The following is a 17157-nucleotide window of genomic DNA, read 5'->3' on the forward strand; positions in this document are numbered from 1 at the left end:
AGAATATCGCCAGGAGAATGCTGAGGAAGGTTGCGACCCTGATGAAGTGCGCCGCACATGCTGGGGTATCATCATGCAGGAAGGGACGGATTTCGAAGTCGATAATGAAGGGCATATCGATTACGCGCTTACGCCTGAACTGGCTGGCAACTCTCCGGTGATTCCGGATGGTTGGGTTTTGGTGCCGATTGAGCCGACTTATCAGATGTGCGAGGCGATGGGTTTGCAATGGGAGAGCCCGCGATTTCCGGATCGCTATAAGGCGATGCTCGCCGCCGTTAAAAAATAGTCGTAATTTCTGCTAAAGTTTGGGCAATATAACCAGCACAGTAATTAGGGAGTCATTTATGCACGAACTATTTGTGCTGGTTTTGAGTACCTGTGCCAGCCTCAGCAATATGTCAGGTTGTTCTTTGGAAGTGGTGAACTTGAACACTGAAAAAGAACCGGTGAATGTCTTTTACAGCAGGAAAGACTGCGAAGAAAGCATGAAGGGAATCATGCTAAATCATGCCCTATACCATGAAATATCAGGAAGAGAGCCATTTATGGCTAAATGCGAACAAATATTTATCTCACAAAGTTTAATGAAATAGTAGGTCGAATTAGACGCATGACAAAATTTTAAAGGAGATTAAATGGAAGATTACTTGGTTTTTGGTTTGGGTCATGAAGGGGATATCAAGCACGATGAAGCGGGTCTTGATAAAATAAGCGTGGTAACAAAAGCTGTAATGCGTTCTACCAATTCCAATGAACCAGTGGTCTACCCAATGACTCAGTTCAAAGAATTTAATGTTGTCAGACAGCAAGCGTATGATGGTGAATTCTACAACATAGCATTTGATGTTTTACCATCTCGCGATCGTGTCGATGCTGCAATTCGCAAATATCACCCAAAGAAATCATCCACGGTTTAGTAACCTTTGATTTTCTGGAATCAAGCAGCCATAATCATGTCATCGGAGCCTGAACAACTCCGGTGACTTCTGCGCATTTAAGGGGACTTAAATGCGACCACAATCTGAACTCCTCACCTTGTCACAGATGCAGAAATGCACCTGCGATTTTCTGCATTCTGCGGTTTCCGTTAAGGAGGCCGTATGAACCTGCCAGCAGACGGCATCAAACTCCATCGAGGAAACTTCGCGGCCATAGGCCAGCAGATTCAGCCATTGCTGGATGCCGGGCAATGTTTCCGCCTTCAGGTTAAGCCATGGCGAGAGAAGCGCAGCCTGTCGCAGAACGCCCTCAGCCACATGTGGTACACGGAAATCAGCGAATACCTCATCGCCCGCGGCAAGACCTTCGCTACGCCTGAGTGGGTCAAAGAAGCGATGAAGCACACCTATCTCGGCTACGAAAGCAAGGACCGGGTAGACGTCGTGTCCGGCGAGGTCACCACGGTCCAATCCCTCCGCCATACGTCAGAACTGGAAACTGGAGAGATGTACATCTTCCTGTGCAAAGTAGAAGCCTGGGCGATGAATATCGGCTGCCACCTGACCATTCCGCAGAGCTGTGAGTACCAGCAGCTGCGCGATAAGCAGGAGGCCTGATGTCTACTCCACTTTCCCGCGTCATCACAAACGAAATCTTCCGCGTTCCGGCGCGCCGCCAGCGCAAGCCAGCGATTAAGCCGTCCGACATCCCGACCTTGAAAGGCTACACCGCCCGCCTGGTGGATCAGAAATGGCTGCGTCTCGCGGCACGGAGGAATCATGCGTAAACCATCACGCCGTAAGTGCAAAGTATGCGGAGAATACTTCGTGCCGAAATTCCATGACATCCGGATCCGCTGGTGCTGCCCGGAACACGGCGCAATCCTCGCAATGGAAGAACGCGAGAAGGAGAAGGTGAAAGCCGCGGCTAAGCGCATCAAGGAGCGCAAAGAGAAAGAGCGCGCGGAACGCCGGGATCTGAAAGCGAGAAAGGTGGCGCTAAAAACGAAACCGCAGTGGAGATCGGAAGCGCAGGCGGCATTCAACCGGTACGTCCGTCTGAGGGATGCCGGTAAGCCGTGCATCAGCTGCGGCAGGCTGCCAGAGCAGAAGTTTGGCGGAACCATGGACTGCGGACACTATCGCACCCGTGGCGCTGCCGCGCATCTGGCTTTCAACCTTCACAATACCGCTGCCCAGTGTGTCTATTGCAACCGGGATCGGGACGGCGCGCAAAAGGCTTTCGAGCAGGGTCTTATTGAGCGCATCGGTGCCGAAAAAGTTGAGGCGATAAACAACGATAACTCTGTCCGCCGGTTCGACATCCAATACCTGCAACGCATCAAATCTATTTTCACACGCAAAGCCCGCGCGCTGGAAAAACGCCGGGCCCGCCGACAGGAGGCCGCATGAACCACGCCGATTTCCTGAGGTACCAGGTAGAAAGCGTTAAGCGCGCTAGCATGCCGCCAGTAGCAAAGCACAGCCAGACCAAAACCAACCAGCCACATAAGGAAGCCGCATAATGAAACTGGAATTAACCAACGACCAGCATCAATGGGTAGACCAGTGGCTCCAGTTGTGGGGCGCATGGTGCCAGACCGGCAAGATTGATAAAGCGATGATCAACATGATTGCCAGATTCATGGCTACCGTCGAGCCCCAGCAAGCATCACGGCCGGTATGTAGTGATGATGACGGGATGCTCATTGATGCTGTCATTCGCCACTACCTGAAGAATGTGGATGAAAATGCCTGGCGGGTTATCTTCGCCTACTACGTCTGCAACTCCAGCGAGATCCGAATTGCATCATGGCAGCATGCAGTAAGTAAGCCTCGCCTTATGAAGACGCGTGGCGGCAATCAGTACAAACACCCAAGCATCTCGACAATCCGTAGAGAGGTGAAGCAAATCATCAATGCTTCATTGTTCTGTTTATACCAACCGCTTCAAAATGCGTTTAACGATCGCGAAAATGTGAGGAAAATTGCAAATAAATCACACAACGTGCTTGCAATTTAATGAACAAATGAGCAAACTAATTCGTATATGTTGCCATTGTTGTGTGTAACATGAATAAATTCCAAGCCCCGCCATCGTGCGGGGCTTTTTCGTTTCAGGGCCGGAAGCTCATTTGGTATGAGCAGTCCCCTCATAAGGGAAGGGTAGGCAGGTTCGAATCCTTCACGGCCCACCAAATTTGCCTGTAGCTCAGAGGAAAGAGCAACCGCCTTCTAAGCGGTTGGTCGCTGGTTCGAATCCAGCCAGGCGAGCCAAACCCACTACCTGGGACCCTTCGGCCAGAGAGCCGACATTGCCTTACCCTCATCTTCCTGGCTTGTCGCCAGGTTTTTTATTCCAGGTCCCGGGAACCATCCTCGACATGCCTTCTTGTTAAATCGTCCCGAGGGCCTGAACCAACTACACGCGGAATAAATATGTCTGAGACCTTCACTATCGTAGGCGTTGGTCTTACATCGTCATCAGTCGGTGTAACCTTTGCCACGCTGTTTCCGGAGGCGACTCCAGCAGTGATGCTCGGATCACTCGCCGGAACGGCGCTATACGTTCTGACCTCAGATCCCCATCAACTCTGGAAGCAGGCTATCTTTGCGCTGATATCGTTTATCAGTGGCGTGTTCTTCTCCGTCCCCATGGCGAAAATCATGGCCGGAATCATCAACACGCCGTTAAGCCTGATGAAGCCACCGGCCAGCATTGAGGTATCGCCAGCTGTCGGTGCAATTGTCACTGCTTCCATTTCCGTGGCAGTCCTGCTGCGTATTCTCCGCAAATCCAAAAGCGGGAAGATGCCGGGGCTGGGGGAGGAAGATAAATGACATGGCAGCTTCTTCTGATGGATGCAAACGCCATAGTTTGCCTGTTAATCATGGTCAGGCTGATGTTTTTCCGGAAAGAGGGAAAGCGTCATCGCCTGAGTGTCGCGGTGCTGGCCTACCTGGTCATCCTTGCCGCCGGATTCAACGCCTTCAACATTCTTCTCGGCCACTACGTTCAGGTTAATCTAGGCGATCTGCTGCTTAACTCCGTCATCTGCATGGCGGTGTGGCTGGCACGCGGGAACCTGGCGAAGGTCGTCATTACGGAATAGCCATGACCAAAGACGATATCTTTAACACCATCCTCGGCAAAGAGGGCGGTTATGTTGATCACCCGAATGATAAGGGCGGACCAACGAACTGGGGAATTACTCAGGCAACTGCCCGCGCGCATGGTTATACCGGTGATATGCGAAACCTTACACGTGATCAGGCTCTGGCGATCCTTGAGTCTGATTACTGGTATGGCCCTCGATTTGACCAGGTGGCAGAAATATCCCCTTCCATTGCCGCCGAACTTTGCGATACCGGTGTGAACATGGGGCCATCGGTGCAGGTTAAATGGTTCCAGCGCTGGCTGAACGTTTTCAATAACCAGCAGCATTTCTATCCAGATCTGATCGCCGACGGGCAAATCGGCCCACGTAGCATCAGCGCGCTAAAGTCCTTCCTGGAGAAACGAGGCGGCGAAGGGGAAATCGTATTGCTTCGCGCACTGAACTGTAGCCAGGGCCAGCGCTATCTTGAGCTGGCAGAACAGCGGCCGGCTAACGAGTCATTCGTTTATGGCTGGATGCGCGAGCGGGTGAGCCTATGACGACACTCAAATCTGTACTGGCGGCAATCGGAGTTGCGATCCTGATGGTGCTTGGTGCGTTTGGTGTGGGCCGTTTTCGCGGGCGTGAACAGGCTGAAGAAAAAGCAGACCGACAGCGCACAGAAGAAAAGGCCTCGGCCATTGAGTCAGCAGCCGAACGCCGGGTAGAAGCAACGAAAGAGGCCAGCAATGTACAGCAGAATGTTAACCGCATGCCTGATGACGATGTTGATCGCGAGCTGCGTGACACGTGGAAGCGTCCCGGTGGTGGTTGATACAGCCTGTGACTGGGTAAAGCCAATCTACCTTACTGATCACGACATTGATGTTCTTGACCGCCAGACGAAGCGCGACATCCTCGCGCATAACAAAGCGTGGCAGGCGAACTGCCAGAAAACAAAAGAATCGGGTGCAAAGTGATGAAAGCCAACCAGTGCAGTGAAGGTTTCGACAATCCATCCAAGTTCCGCGAGGAATGGGATAAGCAGACCCAGGGGAAATAGAGCCTCATCCCTGAGGTTCTGACACAGTCTCTCCTCTGGACTTTAACCGTAGCAAATTCTCACAGCCTCGCATCCGCGGGGCTTTTATGTGCATCTCACGCGCATCTAAACGAGAGCCTTTCAGTAAGCGAGCCTGAGAAAAGCCGTTACAGGTGGCGACCTCTCTCGGGCGGCTTTTCTGTGAGACAGGCTCACTTTCTAAAAGGTAAAGACGCTATGAATAATCCGTCAGTTATTCCGGCCTTCGACTTCCGCGAAATGGTCACGACCCTCGACAACAAGATAATCACCACATCACTCAAGGTGGCGGATTACTTTGGCAAGCGACACAAAGACGTTTTGCGTGCCATACGTAACCTGAAATGCTCCGATGACTTCACCCAGCGCAATTTTGCGCCCATTGATTTTATTGATAAAAATGGCGATGTTCAGCCTATGTATAACATCACCCGCGACGGATGCATGATGCTCGTGATGGGATTCACTGGCAAAACAGCTGCCGCAGTAAAGGAGTGTTATATCAATGCCTTTAACTGGATGGCCGAGCAGCTAAACCGACGCATGGCGATGGGTGAAGAAATGCAGCACCGCTACGCCATTAAAGAAACGCGCTCAAAGCTGAAAGGCACGATCGGCAGCCGGTTGATGAACGAACGGAAGAAGGAAAAACGCGTGCTGAGGCTCGAACATGAGCACATCATGCAGGTAACGCAGCCTGAGTTGTTGATTAACTAAGCGGGCCATTACAAAGCCTATCTGTGGGTGGGCTTGATAATGCCGTAGCGCTCTAAAAGTTGAAGCCTTTTCGATAGGCAAACTGTTTTGACGATCTCGTTGATTGATGGCGAGATGGCAATTACAAATGAAATTAATAAGTTTGTGGACATGTAACCTCCTATAGAAAAACGAGGCAGAAGAGTTCTGCTTCTATAGTGGTCTCTAATTATTTTGCTGCGGATCCCTTCCATCAGGAGTGGTCTTTAATGCAGAAATCACTTTGTCCAACATGTTGGACTTCACAAGCGGATAAAGAGGCTCTCAATGTCCGACATCTACCAAATCACGCTAACCACCCAAACAGGCGAAACCTTCACAGGAAAGATGTCACGACGTCAGCCTGAGCTGGTTAACGGCTTTGTGCCGCTGGCGACGGAGACGGGCGAGTGGCTGTATTTCGCTCCTGCCGATGTGAAGCGCGTGCAGTTCACGCCGGTACCGGCAGAGCAAACCGAACAGCCAGAAGAACAAACAACGGAGTAACGAATGAGCAAACCGGACTGGGAGGCCATCGAGACGGCGTACCGGGCCGGAGTGATGTCCCTCCGAGAAATAGCATCACAGCACGGTATCAGCGAAGGCGCTATCCGTAAGCGTGCCAAGCGTGATGACTGGTCGCGTGACCTCAATGCGAAGATTCAGCAAAAGGCTGAGGATCTGGTACGCAAGCAGGAGGTACGCAGGACGGTACGCAACGAAAGTACTTTGACCGAGCGCGTACTGATAGAGGCGACTGCCGAGGTAATTGCCACAGTACGCATGGAGCACCGGGGAGACATCCGCCGGGCTCGCGAACTGACAAACATGCTATTCGATGAGCTGGCTGGTGAATGTGGCGACGTGGCCGCACTTGAGATGCTCGGTGACCTGATGCGCCGTGAGGACGATAAAGGTCAGGATAAGCTTAACGATCTGTACCACAAAATTATCAGCCTACCTTCCCGCGTTAAATCCATGAAAGACCTGAGCGACAGCCTGAAGACGCTGATCGGCCTCGAGCGTGAGGCATACAGCATCGAGAATAAGGCTGAAACAAAAGAGGTCACGCATAATGTCATGCTGGTGCCAACCAGTGATAGCGTGGACGACTGGGAAGCGGCAGCGCAGAAACAACAGGACGGGGTGCTCGGTGGATGAATTACAAAGCTGTATGGAAGCCACTGCCTGGATCGCAGTCTCTGGCGCTGAGTTGCCCATGTAACGAAATCCTGTTCGAGGGTACTCGCGGACCAGGCAAGACCGCTGCGCAGTTAGCCAGGTTCAGGCGTAATGTCGGCGTGGGTTATGGCTCGTTCTGGCGCGGCGTCATTTTCGACACCGAATATAAGAACCTTGCCGACATCATTACTCAGTCGAAGCGTATGTTTCGCCTGTTCAACGACGGTGCACGCTATCTGTCATCTGCGAGCGAATTGCGATGGGTATGGCCTACTGGCGAGGAGCTGCTCTTCCGCTTCGGCAAAGAGGCGGACGACTACTGGGATTTCCACGGGCAAGAATTCCCGTTCATTGGCTTTAACGAGCTGACGAAACAGCAGTCCCCAGAGTTCTACGAAATGATGTTCTCCTGCCGACGCTCATCGTTCAGGCCGGAGAACTACCCGCTGGATAATGGCAAGTTACTGAAGCCAATCCCGCTGGAGACGTTCAGCACTACCAACCCGTTTGGCATCGGGCATACCTGGGTGAAGAAGCGCTTCATTGAGCCGGCTCCGCGTGGAACCGTGCAGCGTGACAGGCAAATGGTATTCAACCCCCAGACTGAGCGAGAAGAGGAAATCACGCTTACTCGCGTGGCCATCCACGGATCGTTCAAAGAGAACCCTTACCTCGACCCGCAGTACATTGCGACCCTGATGGCTATTAAAGACCCTAACCGACGCAAAGCGTGGGTAGAGGGCTCCTGGGATGTGACCAGTGGCGGGCGATTCGACCACCTGTGGAATGAATCGCTGCACGTCATTAAGCCATTCCGCATACCGGATAGTTGGACAGTTGACCGCTCCCATGACTGGGGTGAGTCGAAGCCGTTCTCAAATCTGTGGTGGGCTCAGGCTGATGGCACTGCCGCCGAACTGCCTGATGGTCGGCAGTTCTGCCCGCCGGCAGGGACGTTAATCCTGATCGGAGAATGGTATGGCTGCCCGCCTGATGAGCTGAACAAAGGCCTGAATATGTCATCCACCAACGTCGCGAAAGGCGTGGCGTGGATTGACAAGCGGCTGGTGGGCGAAGACGTCGACGAGCCGGAAGAGATTCAAATAGACGGTGTTACGCAGGGCCAGTTGAACATTGTTCCGGGAATATGCTCGGAAGTTATCCCTGGACCGGCTGATAGCGCCATTTTCAATACCGGTGACGATGAGTTGTCGATCGGCCAGAAAATGGAAAGTCAGGATGTCGAATGGCTTGAAGCCAATAAGAAGCCTGGCTCGCGAGTAAACGGGGCCTCGGTATTCGCTGACATGCTTGAGGCTGTAGTTGAAGGTAAGAAGCTGGAATCTGGCATACCTGAGAAGCCTGCCTTTTACGTGTTTGAGCATTGCCGAGGATGGATTAGCCGCATACCCGTGCTGGTTCGCGACAGCAAAAACCCAGATGACGTAGATACCCAGCAGGAAGACCACGACTGGGATGCTACCCGCTACCGAGTACTGCATTCACCAAAGAAAATCACCGGCATGTTGGTGCGCTCGCGCTGACGGAGGAAACCGTGAACGAAAGCGAAATGAACAAACAATTTGCCGCAAATGCCAGCCTCGATCGTGATCGTATGCGCTACGTTAACGCTCTGTTTAATGGCACCAGTAATACGAAACGCCAGCGACTGTACCAGGAGTTTGGCTATCCACTGAATCTGACCTTCGACGACTTTTTCCGAGCCTACAGCCGCAATGCTATTGCTAACGCTGCGGTTAACCGGATGGTCGATGGCTGCTGGGAGGACTTCCCGGATGTCTACGAAGGTGACCAGACGAAGGATGCCACCCAGCAAACGGACTGGGATAAGCGCGTAAACAAACTGCTAAAGCGTTGCTGGAAACAGATAAAGGGCGCTGACAAACGCAACCTAGTGGGGCGCTACTCTGCGCTGCTGATACAGGTAAAGGATAACCGGACCTGGGATAAACCGGTCGATAAGATAGTTACTGCCAGGCAGAAGGAAAAGGCGTTAGTTAAGTTGATCCCTGTGTGGGAGGCACAGATTGAGCCTGTCACTTACAACGAAGACCAGAGCAGCGAGAACTATGGTGACGTCACCATGTACTCGTTTACTGAAATCCCAGTACAACAGCAGGCAGGCGGGCAGCCCGGACGCATCATTAACGTCCACCCTGACCGCGTAATTATCCTCGCTGAAGGGTCAGACGATGGACGCCTCTACTCTGGCGAATCAATGCTTGCTGCTGGCTTCCATAAAATCATGGACAGCGAAAAGGTATCCGGCGGTGCGGCTGAAGGTTTCTTCAAAAACGCCAGCCGCCAGCTCAACTTCAACTTCAGCGCCAAAACAAACTTCTCAGCACTGGCTAAGGCTCTTGGTGTTTCAGAATCTCAGCTATCCGAAGCCCTTGATGGGCAGGTGCGACGCCTTAACGATAGCTCTGATAGCGCTGTGATGATGCAGGAGGGCGATGTTAGTGTGTTATCGGTTGCAGCGGCGGACCCAGAACCAACGTGGCGAACCATTTTGAATGAGTTTTGCGCCACCGTGCCGATCCCTGTCAAAGTACTGGTCGGCATGCAGACGGGCGAGCGGGCCAGTAGCGAGGATGCGAAAGACTGGGCCAAAACCAGAATGAGCCGGCGAACCGGATTCCTGACAGACCTGATAACGGACATCGTTACCCGATTCTGGGAGTTTGGCTTCATTCCTCCAGCGGCAGGCGAGGAAATCACCGTCGGATGGTCCGATCTACTGGCACCGAGCCAGGCAGAGAAGATTGCCAACATGGACAAACTCGCGGACGTGGCCGTTAAGTCGACAAACGCGTTTGGACGCTCGGCTATCGAAGAGAACGAGATCCGCGCTGCTGGCGAACTGCAACCACTACCTGAGCTTGATGATGAGGTTCCGCCTGATGGCAACAAACCAAAATCTGATCCTCTGGCCGACCCTCAACCAGAAGCCGAAAAGTCCGGTGATACCACGGTCGAAAGTTGACCCCACGATGTCGCGCAAGTCCGTCAGCAAGATGGAGCGCGACATTGAGGAGCGGTATTACGCGATAAAGGTGGCACTGAAAGCCCTGTTCGACCAGCGAATGACCGGACGAGAGCGTGAAACCAACAGCCATAACTGGCACTTCCTGTGCCACGACAACGGCGCGGATATGCGGCTCTACCAGGTTAACGCCGGCAAGTTCATATACGACATGTCGGCGCAGGAGCTTGCTGATCTGCTGGAAGCGGTGCAGAGCATTCTCGACGATTATCTGCTGGAAGGTGGCGAGCAAAATCTCTGGGCAATGGATTACGTCGTCGCAGAAGCGCAGCGCGGAACGGTGGAGGCCTTCAACAACCTCTCGCAGCAGTCACAGGCGTACGCCAGTCAGACGACGCTACAGCAGCTTTTAAGCAGTCCCGGTTATCTGAACCAGATATCTGCGGCCAGGCTGACAACGTTCAGTGACTGGAAGGTGATCAGCGACACAGCCCGCGGCGATCTGACCAACATCATAACCGATGCGGTAGCGCGCGGCGTGAATCCACGCGAGACGGCCAGCGTCATCAGCAAGCGTCTTGACGTATCGATGTCGAAGGCCAAAACCATCGCTCAGACTGAGCAGGTCGGCGCGCTGCGTGAAGCTCAATGGAATGAGACGGACTGGGCGGCTGACCGGCTGGGGCTGAATACCGGCTTGCTGTGGTTGTCAGCGCTCAAACCAACGACGCGCACCTGGCACGCCAGCCGCCACGGCAAGGTCTACACCACCGAAGAGGTGCGCGACTTCTACGCTGAGAATGGCAACCGGTACAACTGCTATTGCAGCCAGATACCGGTGCTGCTTAACGACGACGGCAGCATATTCAACGAAGGGTTGGCGGTTAAGTTGAAAAAAGAGCGTCAGCAGTGGACCGCCAAGGAGGCTGCGTGATGTATATTTATTCGCAGTTTTCTCATTGAGGATATCGCAATGGCAGTTGCTCCAGAGTCCGGCATGAAAGTTAAGTGGCGCAGCGTCTACTGGCCGATTGGCGAGTGGGTAAATGAAGATGGTGATGTTGTAGAAATCACTAAAAACTTCAGAGCGAAAAGCGACGATGGTGAAATCTTGGTTGTCATGAATAATGAAACATCCGGTGGTGGACATGGTGAGCCTGCTATTACATCACCAACGCCATCATTCATTCATGCTGACACGTTAGATTCGCTGCCACATCCGCCAGGTTTTATTGAAATCAAATAAATTACAGGTCGCTATGGCGGCCTTTTTTATTGCCTGAAATCCACCAATGAGGACCCAGCATGAAACGCAATCGCGTTAACGTGCTGACCGTCGTCAACTCCGCTTCAAACATCACCACTGAAACCATCGACGGCAAGCCACATATCGTGGTTCGCGGCATCACGCCTGTCGTGGACGATATCGTGATGAACCGGAAGTTGTACCCGGCAGCAGAAATCGAAAAGGCCTACAACACGCTCGAGCGTAACCCGATGCCGCTGGGCCACCCAAAAGTGGACGGCAAGCATGTGTCGGCGCGCGATGTCCGGGCGGTGAACGAGTACCACGTCGGGGCCTGGCTACAGAACGTCAGCCATAAAGACGGAAAGGTGATGGGCGACATGTACGTTAACCGCCAGTACGCCGAGTCTAGCGACAAGGGCAAGCGCCTGATCAACCGCCTGGATGAGATGCTGGCCGGCACCAACTCCGACCCGATCCACATCTCCACCGGCCTGCTGTATTCCGGCATAGCAGCCAACGGCGAGTCGAAGGGGAAAAAGTACAACGAAATCGCCACAAACATGATGTTTGACCATGTGGCTGTGCTGCTTGATGAGCCAGGTGCCGGAACGCCGGAAGAGGGCGTTGGCATCTTCGTTAACTCAGAAGGTGATGAGCAGCAGATCGAAGTTGCCCGCCTGGCTGACGGAATCGACTGCACCCGCGATGGCCTGATCAACAAAACCAAATTCTTCTTTACCAATGCCTCCAACTTTTCCTTCGACGACATCCAGCGCGCAATCAGTGAAAAGCTGCGAGAGGGTCGATCTGATGACAACTGGCTTTGGCCAGAGTCGGTATGGCCTGACACCTTCGTATACCGGGATGATTCCCGTTATTTCAAACAGAAGTACATCATCGACGATGACGGCAAGGCCCAATTCGTCGGCGAACCTGTAGAAGTCGTGCGCAAACAACCTGAGTACGAGATTAAAACCAACGGAGAGAACGATCCGATGAAAGAACTGATTATCAATGCGCTGCAAGCCGCTGGTAAGCCGACTGAAGGCAAGTCCGACGCCGAGCTGATGGACGCATACAACCAGATGAAGGCAGAAGAAGCCATCGCCAAGAAAAAAGGCGATGAAGAAATCGACCCGGAAACCGGCAAGCCCAAGAAAAAAGAGCAGGCCGCCAATAACGAAGAGATGCCAGCGTGGGCGCAGAAACTCGCCGATCGCGTGGACGTCGTTTTCAACAGCATGAGCGCTAACGCCGATAAAGAGAAAGGCGAAAAGCGCGCGGCTGTGATGCTGGCGATGAACATGAGCGACGACGAAGTCGCGGATCTGGACGGTAAGGCGCTCGACGCCATGTACGCCAAGTGCCAGACATCTTTCGGCCTGAACGGTGCATTCCGCCATCAGGCAACCAACACCCAATCAGTCAGCGAAATGCCGGAGTAAAAAATGGCTAAAGACGGAAAGCATATTATCCACGCCGGCGGCGTGTTCCCTAATCCGCTGCTTAACCGTGAAGGCGGGGCGGCTGCATCGACTCTGCCTGGTACAGTTGGCTTCTTCAGTACTGCTGACAAGTTCACGGCCTCTGTGGTCGGGGCAGAATCCGCCATCAAGTATGTGGCAAACAAAGACTACCTGCGCTGCCTGAGTGTTGATGACGCAATCCCAGCCAATGAATTGGTTGTTGGTATTCATCCGCTGCCTGGCATGTTCCTAAATGTGCGAGCAGCAGCGGGCACTTACACCAAAGGCCAGCCGGTTGCAGTAGCCAACGGTCAGATCACTGCGGTTGTAGATGATGCCGCCGTATTCGCTTATGTCGAAGAAGATAAAGCAGTCACTGCGGTGGCGGGCGATCTGATTCGCGTTGCGTTCAAATAAGGAGCAATGAATGTTTGTATTCTCCAAGTCTATCGGCGAGAAGACCGGTAACCTCGCGGTAAATCAGGCGCAATGGCGCGCTCTTGAAATTGAGCGAAACGCCAGTGCTCAGGCAGCAGCGGATTTCTTGGCGCGCACTCAGTTCCGTGGCGATGCAGAAAACGCTCCTTATCTCGATGCGGTGAACGCAGTTGACGATATTCGTCGCCTGTATCGCGCTTTCGACACAACTGTTCTTCAGCAGTTCGAGCCGAATACCGAGTTCACTCTGCTGAACGATCTAATGCCGCTTTCTCGCTCCGTTCGAATCGAACAGTCTCGTTACGACTACGCTCGTACCGGTGGCCGCGGCTGGGCTCACACTTCCATGTCCGGACAGGTCGGCGCGGCACTCGATGCTCGTAGCTATTCCTTCGATGGCACCATGGTGCCTATCCACGACTCTGGCTTTAAGTTCGAATGGCGTGATCCCATCTTCAACAGCCCGCAGGCATTGCAGTCGCAGTCGGATGCTCAGCGCGGTTCTGTAGAAGACGTTCAGCGTCGTTACGTTGACTACATTTTCAACGGCTTCCGCGATAAGGCTGGCAACTTTGCAGTATTCGACGGCCTGACCTGGAAAGGGCTGCGTGACGATGAGCGTGTAGCACAGATCGACCTAGGGGCTTCCGGCCTTAACATCGATTTCACCTCTGGCACAGCAACGTCTCAGGCTATCCGCGCCGGGGCAATCGCGCTGCGTGATCAAATGCGTCGCGTAAACAACCAGTATGCAGAGCAGACCTGGTATGTATCCGGCGAAATCATCTCCAACCTGGAACGCTACTTCTCCGACAACTTCCAGTCCGGAACGATCATGGATGAAATCCTGAAGCTGACCGGCGTTGCGGCGATTAAAGAAGACAGCCAACTGTCAGGTAACGAAATCGTCATCGTTCCGCTGTCTGCTGGCGTCATTGCTCCAATCGTCGGCCAGGCTATCGGTACCGTTGCATCTCCGCGTCCTGAGTACAACAGCGACTACATCTGGCGCACCTGGGGTGCAATGGGGTTGATGGTCAAGCAGGACATCAACAACAAATACTCCGTAATTCACGCATCAAGCTAAGGATAAATCATGGCACTGGTAGAAATCGTGGCAAGCAACCTGCACGCCGGTGCCAACCTCCGCAAGCTGGAGGTTGGTTCAGTGGTGGATGTGGACGATGCAACAGCTGAGCGCTGGATCAGCACTGGCAAGGCGAAGGAGACCGACAAGAAGAAAGGCGAGAAGCTTACCTTCGAAGTGGCTACTCCTTCCGCTCCTGCGGCAGATCTGACGGCCCTTCAAAAGCAACTCGCCGACGCACTGGAGCAGAACCAAAAGCTAATCGCCGATGGTGAAGCTAAAGACAAGGCTCACGCCGACGCACTGGCAGCAGAAACAAAGCGCGCAGATGAAGCCGAAGCCGCACTGGCTGAAGCAACCAAAAAGGCGAAATAACCATGGCTGACCCAATCACAGCGGCAGAAGTGCAACAGTACCTCGGTGAGTTGGGTTATTCCATGCCCGCGGCGCTGCTGGAGCCGATCCTCTGCGTGGTGAACAAGATTATCCCGTGCCTCGATGGTGCAGGTTATGACGACTGCACCGCGAAGCTGATCCTGATGTATGCCGCAGCGCTTATGGCTACGTCGTCCGGCGCGCGCCGCATCAAATCGCAGGGTGCGCCTTCTGGCGCGTCCCGCTCGTTTGAATATGGCGACGACAGCATTACCTGGCTGCGTGACTCGTTGGCCCGGCTCGATACCAGCGGTTGCACCGGCGAGCTGCCGATCAGTGCCGGTAACAGCGTCGGCCTGTTCATGGTGGTCGGAGGCTGCTGATGACGTACAAATCAGTTAAGCACGGGCTGCCGCGTTCGTTCACCCGCGTCTGGGTGATGACCGACACGGGGCGGGAGACTACCGGCTACGTTAAGTCGGACGGCGAGTGGTTCATCAACTGCCCGCGCATCCGGGCGACTGGCGCGAAGGTGCTGCGCTGGAAGGAGGGCTGATGTCATCGGTAGCGAACTGGAGCTATACCGCCACGGCGACCATCTGGCGCAAACTGGAAGGAAATGACGAATACGGCGATCCGCTTGGCTATGCCGAACCTGAGCAAATCCTCTGCGATTACGAGGGCGGGCTCAGTAAGAAGTTAGCCAGCCTGGGCGCTGAAATCGTCGTCAAGAACACCGTTTGGACAGAGTTCGCGCTGGCGGCCGCTGGTGATTATCTGCTGATTGGCGTTTCGATCGAGGCTGACCCGGTTGTGGCGGGCGCTGACGAGGTGCGGCAGGTTATCCGTTATGCCGACACGTTTGAGCGCCTGGCGGATGATTACGCCATCCTGACGGGAGTATAGCCATGGGCATCAAAGTGCGCGGCGTTAAGCAGTCGAAAGCCGGGCTCAACCGAATCATCAACGATGTAAAAGGGCGAAAGGTCGTCAGGGCGCTACAGTCAACAATGATAATCGGCAGCTCCCAAGCCGCGCTTTATACGCCGATCGACACCTCAACGCTGCTTAATAGCCAGTATCGGGAGTTGATTAACAACGGCGTTCGACTCACCGGGCGAGTTGGATACACCGCTAACTACGCCGTATTCGTTCACGATCCTAATGTGCCGCAAACCTTCCGCCGCTCCACCGCTCAGAAAGAGTTCCTCACTAAAGGATTTGAAGACACCCGCAGCCAGATTGATGCCGTAATGCGCAAGGAGCTTTCAGTATGACACCTGCCATGTATGAGCGCGTGCGTAACTACTTCGTTGATGCCGGGCTTACCACTGGCTTCATTGTTCAGTTGCTGGCTTGGGACGACACAACTAAGTTAACCGACGCATTCATCGTGTTCCGGCCTAACGGCGGTACCGACATCCGAAATGACCTCGGATCTGACCACTACGTGCTGGTGGATGTCATTTCCGCCAAGGATAAGCGTCGAGCAGCCGCTGAGAAGGCTCAGGAAATCATCAATTATGTTGAACAGAACGACATTACCGAAGAATGCCTTGGGCTGATTCAAAACCTCGGCAATGTGCCTGCACCTATTCTGACTGAAGAGGGCCGCCTGGTATTCCGACTCCAGTTCATGTGCGTCTACGGCGAATAACCCAATCATCAACCCATCAGGCTGCCATCCGGCGGCCTTTTTTATTTGAGAGGTACACATGCAAGGCTGTGCTAATGATTTTGGCAAGCTGATCGGGAAAGTAGCTGTGCTACGCATGGCCTTTGGCTGCCCCGACGCAGTGCCAGCGCTTTCCGAGTGGAAGCGTCTCGGCGCTATGACGACCAAGGGCATCGACTATTCGATGAATACCATCAACTCCGAGGCAGATGATGCCAAAGGGCTGGTGGAGAACCTGGTCAATAACATGGATCTGACGATCTCTGGTGAAGGTGAATTTCGCAAGTCTGATAAAGATAACGAGATTGGCGCGTGGCGTCTGTCGAAGTACATATTTGACGAAGTACAGGCTGGTCGTCAGCCTAACCTGTGGGTGCGGTTCGACTTTGCGGGTGAGAACGCTGGTACTTACATCCAGGGTTACATGAACACCACGTCATGGTCTGGTGACTTCGGTACCAACGATATCTCCACCTTCTCCGGCGAGTGGAAGGTCTACGACGCCGACACCGTTGTGTTTGAAGTCGCAGATTCTATCGCGGCCACTGGCGTTGAAGTTACCCCTGCAACTGCTTCCCTGGTTGTTGGAGCAACCCAGCAACTGAGCGGCGCGGTTCAGCCAACCGATGCTACTAATAAAGCAATCACCTGGACTACTTCGGCGCCATCCATCGCCACCGTCAGTTCAACCGGCCTGGTGACAGCAGTTGCCGAGGGCACCGCGACTATTACGGCTACCACTGCTGACGGTGATTTCACCGACACCTGTGCAGTTACCGTGACTGCCGCGCCGTAATCACTACAAAGGGCGGCGTGCTGCCCT

The 17157-nt window shown here is 53.7% G+C and carries 29 protein-coding genes and 1 tRNA gene; all 30 read left to right on the forward strand.

The window, feature by feature from the left end:
* The first annotated feature begins 347 nt into the window (after positions 1 to 347).
* The 30 genes from O1724_RS05905 to O1724_RS06050 all read left to right on the forward strand — a co-directional run bounded on the left by O1724_RS05905 (position 348) and on the right by O1724_RS06050 (position 17130).
* On the forward strand, positions 348 to 596 hold the full coding sequence (locus tag O1724_RS05905) for a hypothetical protein (RefSeq protein WP_231620436.1): 249 nt from the start codon (positions 348 to 350) through the stop codon (positions 594 to 596).
* A gap of 42 nt (positions 597 to 638) precedes the next feature.
* Entirely contained in the window at positions 639 to 920 is a 282-nt protein-coding gene (locus O1724_RS05910; RefSeq protein WP_265185269.1) for a hypothetical protein, read from the forward strand.
* Between the two features lie 183 nt (positions 921 to 1103).
* Positions 1104 to 1559: a YbcN family protein gene (locus tag O1724_RS05915; protein ID WP_058671427.1), complete on the forward strand. Its 456-nt coding sequence runs from the start codon at positions 1104 to 1106 to the stop codon at positions 1557 to 1559.
* On the forward strand, positions 1559 to 1729 hold the full coding sequence (locus O1724_RS05920) for a NinE family protein (RefSeq protein ID WP_045281517.1): 171 nt from the start codon (positions 1559 to 1561) through the stop codon (positions 1727 to 1729). The genes O1724_RS05915 and O1724_RS05920 overlap by 1 nt, the downstream gene beginning before the upstream one ends.
* Positions 1722 to 2354 (forward strand): recombination protein NinG, encoded by a 633-nt coding sequence (locus tag O1724_RS05925; RefSeq protein WP_479983935.1) that lies wholly within the window; start codon positions 1722 to 1724, stop codon positions 2352 to 2354. The genes O1724_RS05920 and O1724_RS05925 overlap by 8 nt, the downstream gene beginning before the upstream one ends.
* Positions 2351 to 2467, forward strand: coding sequence for a hypothetical protein (locus O1724_RS05930; RefSeq protein ID WP_126501482.1), 117 nt, complete (start codon positions 2351 to 2353; stop codon positions 2465 to 2467). The genes O1724_RS05925 and O1724_RS05930 overlap by 4 nt, the downstream gene beginning before the upstream one ends.
* A complete protein-coding gene (locus tag O1724_RS05935; RefSeq protein WP_032180574.1) occupies positions 2467 to 2964 on the forward strand; it encodes an antiterminator Q family protein in 498 nt (165 codons plus the stop codon). Before O1724_RS05930 ends, O1724_RS05935 begins: the two co-directional genes overlap by 1 nt.
* Positions 2965 to 3142: 178 nt before the next feature.
* Positions 3143 to 3218 (forward strand) — tRNA-Arg (locus O1724_RS05940).
* A 162-nt stretch (positions 3219 to 3380) separates the two neighbouring features.
* A complete protein-coding gene (locus O1724_RS05945) occupies positions 3381 to 3782 on the forward strand; it encodes a putative holin (protein ID WP_001514183.1) in 402 nt (133 codons plus the stop codon).
* Positions 3779 to 4054: a phage holin family protein gene (locus O1724_RS05950; RefSeq protein WP_001514184.1), complete on the forward strand. Its 276-nt coding sequence runs from the start codon at positions 3779 to 3781 to the stop codon at positions 4052 to 4054. Before O1724_RS05945 ends, O1724_RS05950 begins: the two co-directional genes overlap by 4 nt.
* A gap of 2 nt (positions 4055 to 4056) precedes the next feature.
* Positions 4057 to 4599 (forward strand): glycoside hydrolase family 108 protein, encoded by a 543-nt coding sequence (locus O1724_RS05955; protein ID WP_003859844.1) that lies wholly within the window; start codon positions 4057 to 4059, stop codon positions 4597 to 4599.
* Positions 4596 to 4874 carry a hypothetical protein gene (locus tag O1724_RS05960; protein ID WP_045898244.1) on the forward strand — a complete coding sequence of 93 codons (279 nt, stop codon included), beginning with the start codon at positions 4596 to 4598 and terminating at the stop codon, positions 4872 to 4874. Before O1724_RS05955 ends, O1724_RS05960 begins: the two co-directional genes overlap by 4 nt.
* Complete coding sequence (locus O1724_RS05965) at positions 4825 to 5019, forward strand: hypothetical protein (RefSeq protein WP_044489031.1); 195 nt, start codon at positions 4825 to 4827, stop codon at positions 5017 to 5019. The genes O1724_RS05960 and O1724_RS05965 overlap by 50 nt, the downstream gene beginning before the upstream one ends.
* Positions 5020 to 5318: 299 nt before the next feature.
* Positions 5319 to 5837, forward strand: a complete 519-nt coding sequence (locus O1724_RS05970; protein WP_058655469.1) for a Rha family transcriptional regulator — start codon at positions 5319 to 5321, stop codon at positions 5835 to 5837.
* A gap of 306 nt (positions 5838 to 6143) precedes the next feature.
* Entirely contained in the window at positions 6144 to 6362 is a 219-nt protein-coding gene (locus O1724_RS05975; protein WP_017693187.1) for a hypothetical protein, read from the forward strand.
* A gap of 3 nt (positions 6363 to 6365) precedes the next feature.
* Positions 6366 to 7016 (forward strand): hypothetical protein, encoded by a 651-nt coding sequence (locus tag O1724_RS05980; RefSeq protein WP_033486585.1) that lies wholly within the window; start codon positions 6366 to 6368, stop codon positions 7014 to 7016.
* A complete protein-coding gene (locus tag O1724_RS05985) occupies positions 7013 to 8581 on the forward strand; it encodes a terminase (protein ID WP_061856547.1) in 1569 nt (522 codons plus the stop codon). Before O1724_RS05980 ends, O1724_RS05985 begins: the two co-directional genes overlap by 4 nt.
* An 11-nt stretch (positions 8582 to 8592) precedes the next feature.
* The gene (locus O1724_RS05990; protein WP_063869156.1) at positions 8593 to 10044 is read left to right on the forward strand and encodes an anti-CBASS protein Acb1 family protein; all 1452 of its coding nucleotides are present in this window, start codon (positions 8593 to 8595) and stop codon (positions 10042 to 10044) included.
* Complete coding sequence (locus tag O1724_RS05995; protein WP_479419001.1) at positions 9980 to 10978, forward strand: phage minor head protein; 999 nt, start codon at positions 9980 to 9982, stop codon at positions 10976 to 10978. Before O1724_RS05990 ends, O1724_RS05995 begins: the two co-directional genes overlap by 65 nt.
* Positions 10979 to 11017: 39 nt before the next feature.
* Positions 11018 to 11290, forward strand: coding sequence for a hypothetical protein (locus O1724_RS06000; protein ID WP_059512192.1), 273 nt, complete (start codon positions 11018 to 11020; stop codon positions 11288 to 11290).
* Positions 11291 to 11349: 59 nt separating this feature from the next.
* Positions 11350 to 12738 (forward strand): DUF2213 domain-containing protein, encoded by a 1389-nt coding sequence (locus O1724_RS06005; RefSeq protein ID WP_333022666.1) that lies wholly within the window; start codon positions 11350 to 11352, stop codon positions 12736 to 12738.
* Positions 12739 to 12741: 3 nt separating this feature from the next.
* On the forward strand, positions 12742 to 13176 hold the full coding sequence (locus O1724_RS06010) for a hypothetical protein (RefSeq protein WP_333022667.1): 435 nt from the start codon (positions 12742 to 12744) through the stop codon (positions 13174 to 13176).
* Between the two features lie 10 nt (positions 13177 to 13186).
* Positions 13187 to 14284 carry a major capsid protein gene (locus tag O1724_RS06015; RefSeq protein WP_180252847.1) on the forward strand — a complete coding sequence of 366 codons (1098 nt, stop codon included), beginning with the start codon at positions 13187 to 13189 and terminating at the stop codon, positions 14282 to 14284.
* A gap of 9 nt (positions 14285 to 14293) precedes the next feature.
* Positions 14294 to 14659 carry a hypothetical protein gene (locus O1724_RS06020; protein ID WP_479983936.1) on the forward strand — a complete coding sequence of 122 codons (366 nt, stop codon included), beginning with the start codon at positions 14294 to 14296 and terminating at the stop codon, positions 14657 to 14659.
* Positions 14660 to 14661: 2 nt separating this feature from the next.
* A complete protein-coding gene (locus O1724_RS06025) occupies positions 14662 to 15042 on the forward strand; it encodes a DUF7370 family protein (RefSeq protein ID WP_479983937.1) in 381 nt (126 codons plus the stop codon).
* The gene (locus tag O1724_RS06030) at positions 15042 to 15215 is read left to right on the forward strand and encodes a hypothetical protein (protein ID WP_006820518.1); all 174 of its coding nucleotides are present in this window, start codon (positions 15042 to 15044) and stop codon (positions 15213 to 15215) included. Before O1724_RS06025 ends, O1724_RS06030 begins: the two co-directional genes overlap by 1 nt.
* Positions 15215 to 15565, forward strand: coding sequence for a hypothetical protein (locus O1724_RS06035; protein WP_190269220.1), 351 nt, complete (start codon positions 15215 to 15217; stop codon positions 15563 to 15565). Before O1724_RS06030 ends, O1724_RS06035 begins: the two co-directional genes overlap by 1 nt.
* Before the next feature lie 2 nt (positions 15566 to 15567).
* Positions 15568 to 15936: an HK97 gp10 family phage protein gene (locus O1724_RS06040; RefSeq protein ID WP_190269219.1), complete on the forward strand. Its 369-nt coding sequence runs from the start codon at positions 15568 to 15570 to the stop codon at positions 15934 to 15936.
* Complete coding sequence (locus tag O1724_RS06045; protein WP_190269218.1) at positions 15933 to 16316, forward strand: phage tail termination protein; 384 nt, start codon at positions 15933 to 15935, stop codon at positions 16314 to 16316. The genes O1724_RS06040 and O1724_RS06045 overlap by 4 nt, the downstream gene beginning before the upstream one ends.
* 58 nt (positions 16317 to 16374) lie before the next feature.
* A complete protein-coding gene (locus tag O1724_RS06050; protein ID WP_032104759.1) occupies positions 16375 to 17130 on the forward strand; it encodes an Ig-like domain-containing protein in 756 nt (251 codons plus the stop codon).
* Positions 17131 to 17157 lie beyond the last annotated feature (27 nt).

It is taken from the genome of Enterobacter cloacae complex sp. HYC074_NIDB (genome assembly GCF_056673345.1).

Bases quoted from the DNA above. Each gene is read 5' to 3' on its own strand.
- O1724_RS05925 (WP_479983935.1), top strand. From the start codon at position 1,722: ATGCGTAAACCATCACGCCGTAAGTGCAAAGTATGCGGAGAATACTTC.
- O1724_RS06020 (WP_479983936.1), top strand. From the start codon at position 14,294: ATGGCACTGGTAGAAATCGTGGCAAGCAACCTGCACGCCGGTGCCAAC.
- O1724_RS05960 (WP_045898244.1), top strand. From the start codon at position 4,596: ATGACGACACTCAAATCTGTACTGGCGGCAATCGGAGTTGCGATCCTG.
- O1724_RS05950 (WP_001514184.1), top strand. From the start codon at position 3,779: ATGACATGGCAGCTTCTTCTGATGGATGCAAACGCCATAGTTTGCCTG.
- O1724_RS06030 (WP_006820518.1), top strand. From the start codon at position 15,042: ATGACGTACAAATCAGTTAAGCACGGGCTGCCGCGTTCGTTCACCCGC.
- O1724_RS05985 (WP_061856547.1), top strand. From the start codon at position 7,013: ATGAATTACAAAGCTGTATGGAAGCCACTGCCTGGATCGCAGTCTCTG.
- O1724_RS05955 (WP_003859844.1), top strand. From the start codon at position 4,057: ATGACCAAAGACGATATCTTTAACACCATCCTCGGCAAAGAGGGCGGT.
- O1724_RS06035 (WP_190269220.1), top strand. From the start codon at position 15,215: ATGTCATCGGTAGCGAACTGGAGCTATACCGCCACGGCGACCATCTGG.
- O1724_RS06025 (WP_479983937.1), top strand. From the start codon at position 14,662: ATGGCTGACCCAATCACAGCGGCAGAAGTGCAACAGTACCTCGGTGAG.
- O1724_RS05920 (WP_045281517.1), top strand. From the start codon at position 1,559: ATGTCTACTCCACTTTCCCGCGTCATCACAAACGAAATCTTCCGCGTT.
- O1724_RS05915 (WP_058671427.1), top strand. From the start codon at position 1,104: ATGAACCTGCCAGCAGACGGCATCAAACTCCATCGAGGAAACTTCGCG.
- O1724_RS05910 (WP_265185269.1), top strand. From the start codon at position 639: ATGGAAGATTACTTGGTTTTTGGTTTGGGTCATGAAGGGGATATCAAG.
- O1724_RS06040 (WP_190269219.1), top strand. From the start codon at position 15,568: ATGGGCATCAAAGTGCGCGGCGTTAAGCAGTCGAAAGCCGGGCTCAAC.
- O1724_RS05975 (WP_017693187.1), top strand. From the start codon at position 6,144: ATGTCCGACATCTACCAAATCACGCTAACCACCCAAACAGGCGAAACC.
- O1724_RS06045 (WP_190269218.1), top strand. From the start codon at position 15,933: ATGACACCTGCCATGTATGAGCGCGTGCGTAACTACTTCGTTGATGCC.
- O1724_RS05970 (WP_058655469.1), top strand. From the start codon at position 5,319: ATGAATAATCCGTCAGTTATTCCGGCCTTCGACTTCCGCGAAATGGTC.
- O1724_RS06010 (WP_333022667.1), top strand. From the start codon at position 12,742: ATGGCTAAAGACGGAAAGCATATTATCCACGCCGGCGGCGTGTTCCCT.
- O1724_RS05980 (WP_033486585.1), top strand. From the start codon at position 6,366: ATGAGCAAACCGGACTGGGAGGCCATCGAGACGGCGTACCGGGCCGGA.
- O1724_RS06050 (WP_032104759.1), top strand. From the start codon at position 16,375: ATGCAAGGCTGTGCTAATGATTTTGGCAAGCTGATCGGGAAAGTAGCT.
- O1724_RS06005 (WP_333022666.1), top strand. From the start codon at position 11,350: ATGAAACGCAATCGCGTTAACGTGCTGACCGTCGTCAACTCCGCTTCA.
- O1724_RS05930 (WP_126501482.1), top strand. From the start codon at position 2,351: ATGAACCACGCCGATTTCCTGAGGTACCAGGTAGAAAGCGTTAAGCGC.
- O1724_RS06015 (WP_180252847.1), top strand. From the start codon at position 13,187: ATGTTTGTATTCTCCAAGTCTATCGGCGAGAAGACCGGTAACCTCGCG.
- O1724_RS05945 (WP_001514183.1), top strand. From the start codon at position 3,381: ATGTCTGAGACCTTCACTATCGTAGGCGTTGGTCTTACATCGTCATCA.
- O1724_RS05965 (WP_044489031.1), top strand. From the start codon at position 4,825: ATGTTGATCGCGAGCTGCGTGACACGTGGAAGCGTCCCGGTGGTGGTT.
- O1724_RS05935 (WP_032180574.1), top strand. From the start codon at position 2,467: ATGAAACTGGAATTAACCAACGACCAGCATCAATGGGTAGACCAGTGG.
- O1724_RS06000 (WP_059512192.1), top strand. From the start codon at position 11,018: ATGGCAGTTGCTCCAGAGTCCGGCATGAAAGTTAAGTGGCGCAGCGTC.
- O1724_RS05905 (WP_231620436.1), top strand. From the start codon at position 348: ATGCACGAACTATTTGTGCTGGTTTTGAGTACCTGTGCCAGCCTCAGC.